At 45.0% G+C, this 3,474-nt stretch carries 3 protein-coding genes; all 3 read left to right on the top strand.

What is annotated here, in order from left to right; all coding sequences use genetic code 11:
- The first annotated feature begins 31 nt into the window (after positions 1-31).
- Genes mreC through mrdA form a run of 3 tightly spaced genes read left to right on the top strand, consistent with a single transcriptional unit; the run spans position 32 to position 3,398 of the window.
- Entirely contained in the window at positions 32-961 is a 930-nt protein-coding gene (gene mreC, locus B7Y67_RS13315; protein ID WP_293599066.1) for a rod shape-determining protein MreC, read from the top strand.
- Positions 958-1,482 carry a rod shape-determining protein MreD gene (mreD, locus tag B7Y67_RS13310; RefSeq protein WP_215302223.1) on the top strand — a complete coding sequence of 175 codons (525 nt, stop codon included), beginning with the start codon at positions 958-960 and terminating at the stop codon, positions 1,480-1,482. Before mreC ends, mreD begins: the two co-directional genes overlap by 4 nt.
- 8 nt (positions 1,483-1,490) lie before the next feature.
- A complete protein-coding gene (gene mrdA / locus B7Y67_RS13305) occupies positions 1,491-3,398 on the top strand; it encodes a penicillin-binding protein 2 (RefSeq protein ID WP_215302225.1) in 1,908 nt (635 codons plus the stop codon).
- The last annotated feature ends 76 nt before the right edge of the window (positions 3,399-3,474 follow it).

Below are 3,474 nucleotides of genomic sequence, written 5' to 3'. Positions count from 1 at the left end.
AGAGTAATTGACCTAAGCGTCGATTAGGGAATTGCAACATAGCGCTCCTCCTCTTTTCAGACAAGGCGTTCCGGCTTTAGTCAAACTGATTGTCTGCTTGTCGATCAGCATCGCATTGATGTTGATCGATTTTCGCTATAAGGCACTCGATCCAATTCGCAACAATGTCAACTGGCTGTTGCGCCCACTAGAGTATGTGATGATGATGCCGCGCAATGTTTATGAAGCGACATCAGAATATTTCACTAGTCGCGGAACACTCGATAAAGAAAACCAAGAGATGAAAGTCCGCCAAGCTGAACTTTCTCTGCTTGCGAATCAATCTGAATTTCTTTTAATAGAAAATCAAAATTTGCGTCAGCTCATCGACTTACAAAATCAAGTTCCCTATAAAACATTGTCGGTGGAAATTTTATTCAATCCACCCAATCCAATTTCTCAACGGATTGTGATTAATCGGGGAAGTGCCGACGGAATAAAGCAAGGCAGTCCAATAGCCAACGACTCCGGTATCTTGGGTCAAGTAGTGCGTCTCTACAATAACTCTGCCGAGGTTTCTTTATTAGAGGATCGTGACTTTGCAGTGCCTGTACAGGTGGCTCGCAATGGCTTGAGAGCAGCGGTATTTGGAGCTGGGCGCGGCAACCCCTTAGAGCTTCGCTATTTACCCGTGGCCAGTGATTTAGAAGTAGGTGACGTACTCATTACCTCAGGTATCGACGGCGTTTATCCGCCAGGTTTTGCCGTTGCAGTCATTAGTCGCATTGAGCGTAATGCTGATAAAAACTCATCGAATGTCTTTTGTGTGCCAATTGCCCCCGTCAATCGCTATCGCCAGGCTTTAGCCCTTCTTTATGACCCCCAGTGGGATGCCAATGCTTCTACTGGCAGCAATAAATTAGGCGCACCGATAGTTAACGCTCCAGGTCGCCGTCAAACTCGTGCGCGAGGCATGCAATGATTGATTTTCAAAGCGGCTATATTCTGCGACCGGTTAATCCAGTCTTTATTTATTTCAGCTTACTTTGTGCGCTGTTGCTTTCACTGCTGCCAATTGGTAATTACAGCTGGGTTCCCGACTGGCTCATTATTTGTATCGTCTTTTGGAATATCCATCAACATCGCTATATTGGGGTGGGCACCGCATTCTTTCTTGGGCTCTTGATGGATGTGCATAACTCTGATCTGCTGGGCTTGCATGCTTTTAGCTACTCATTGGTCGCCTACCTTGCGATCTCTTGGCATAGACGAATCATTGTTTTGAATGTTCTCACCCAGGCGATGCACTTACTGCCGATTTTCTTACTAGTTTCATTATTCCCCGTAATCACCCACTGGCTATTGAGTGGTGAAGTCTATTGGTGGGCATTAACTGGTGCTGTCCAAGCAATGATTGAGACATTGCTATGGCCTGTAGCAACGCAAATTTTGCTTTCGCCCCAACGTCGACCTATTGATGTTGACCACAATCGTCCGCTTTAAAGCGCTGCATGGTTTCATTTAAAAAACCAAACCTCGATTCATTTCAAGAGCGCATTCATATTGCGACCTTGTTTGTTACCTTTTGCTTCCTCCTACTCATCACTCGATTGGTATGGCTACAACTGGTAAGCCATGGCAAATATGCTCTGCTAGCAGAAAGTAATCGTATTGCCCTTGTTCCTGCCCCCGCAAATCGCGGTCTATTGATCGATCGAAATGGGATTGTTATTGGCCGAAACTACTCAGCATTGACTTTGGATGTGAATGCTGAAGAGCTAAAAGGTAATGTTGATGAGCTCATTGATGAGCTCTCCCAAATCGTATTGATTTCCCCTAGGGATCGTCGGAATTTCAAGCGCTCACTTGAAGATTCTAGAAAAATGGGCACCTTTCCCCTGAGATCGATGCTTACTGAATCCGAAACAGCGCGATTTATGGCTAATCGCTATCGCTTTCCGGGTGTTGAAATACGTGCACGAAGCTTTCGCGAGTACCCTTACAACGAACTAGCCTCGCATCTGATTGGCTATATTGGGCGTGCTTCCAAACGCGATATCGAGCGCATGCAAGTTGAAATCGATAATTCCAAAGCCGGTGATCCTGACGCGCTCCAAACTTCATTTCTACCAGGGATTCAATATGTCGGGAAGATTGGCATAGAGCAAAGTTACGAAACAGTATTACGTGGCACACCAGGGTACGATGAGGTTGAAATTACTGCAGGGGGCAAACCAGTACGTACCCTCGCAAGTTCACCATCGGTTCCAGGAAAAAACGTAGTGCTATCGGTTGATATCAAGCTGCAATATTTGGTTGAACAGCTCTATGGAAATTTCCGCGGTGCATTTGTGGCAATTGAGCCAGAGACTGGCGATATATTGGCCTTTGTATCAAAGCCCAACTTTAATCCTAATGATTTTGTAGAGGGCATTGATTCAGTGACCTGGAAGGAGTTGAATGACTCCCCACAAAAGCCACTCTACAACCGCCCACTTAAAGGGATCTACCCGCCAGGATCAACATACAAACCCTTTATGGCTCTTGCCGCTTTGGAAACCAAAAAACGCACCCCGACTCAAACGATCTCAGACCCAGGCTATTTTGAATTTGGTAATCATACTTTTCGAGATGACAAAAAAGGAGGTCACGGTTTGGTAGACATGCAAAAGTCTATTGTTGAATCTTGCGACACTTACTACTACCTTTTGGCGCGTGATATGGGCGTCAACTTGATGCATGACTTTCTGAAGCCATTTGGCTTTGGTCAAATTACTGGCATCGACCTACAGGGTGAATCAAAAGGCGTATTGCCATCAACCGAATGGAAGAAAAATACTTTTAAAAAACCAGAGCAGCAAAAGTGGTACGAAGGAGAAACAATTTCTTTAGGTATTGGCCAGGGTTACAACGCATTTACGATTTTGCAGCTGGCGCATGCGATGGCCAATCTCGCAAATAACGGTATTGTGATGAAGCCGCACTTGGTTAAGGCAATTGAAGATCCCTTCACTAGACATCGCACTCTCACGACCCCAAAAGAAAGTTATCGCATTGATCTTGTGCCTGAGAATATTGAGACCATCAAGAAAGCGATGGTTGAGGTAAATAATTCGGGAACTTCTGCCTCCGTTTTTAAAGGTACAACTTATCAAGCAGGAGGCAAGACTGGAACGGCACAAGTATTTAGCTTGAACTCGAAAGAATATCACCATGGTTCCACGGCAGAATTCTTACGAGACCATGCTTTGTATGTTGCTTTTGCTCCCGCTGAAAAACCAACAATCGCCATTGCCATGGTTGTTGAGAATGCTGGTTTTGGGGCTCAGCATGCCGCTCCAATTGCACGTAAAGCGCTTGATTTTTATCTTGAAGGTAAATGGCCAAAGGAGATTCCTGAATGGAAAAGAGCGCCATAGAAAAAATAAAAAATATTTTTCTGAGTATTTTTAGCGGACTTGACCGCCAGCTAGGCCTTATTCTACTTGGCTTAGC

It is taken from the genome of Polynucleobacter sp. 35-46-11 (assembly GCF_002281105.1).
Note: the sequence above shows the minus strand (reverse complement) of the source record. Positions and strands in the feature narration are given on the sequence as shown.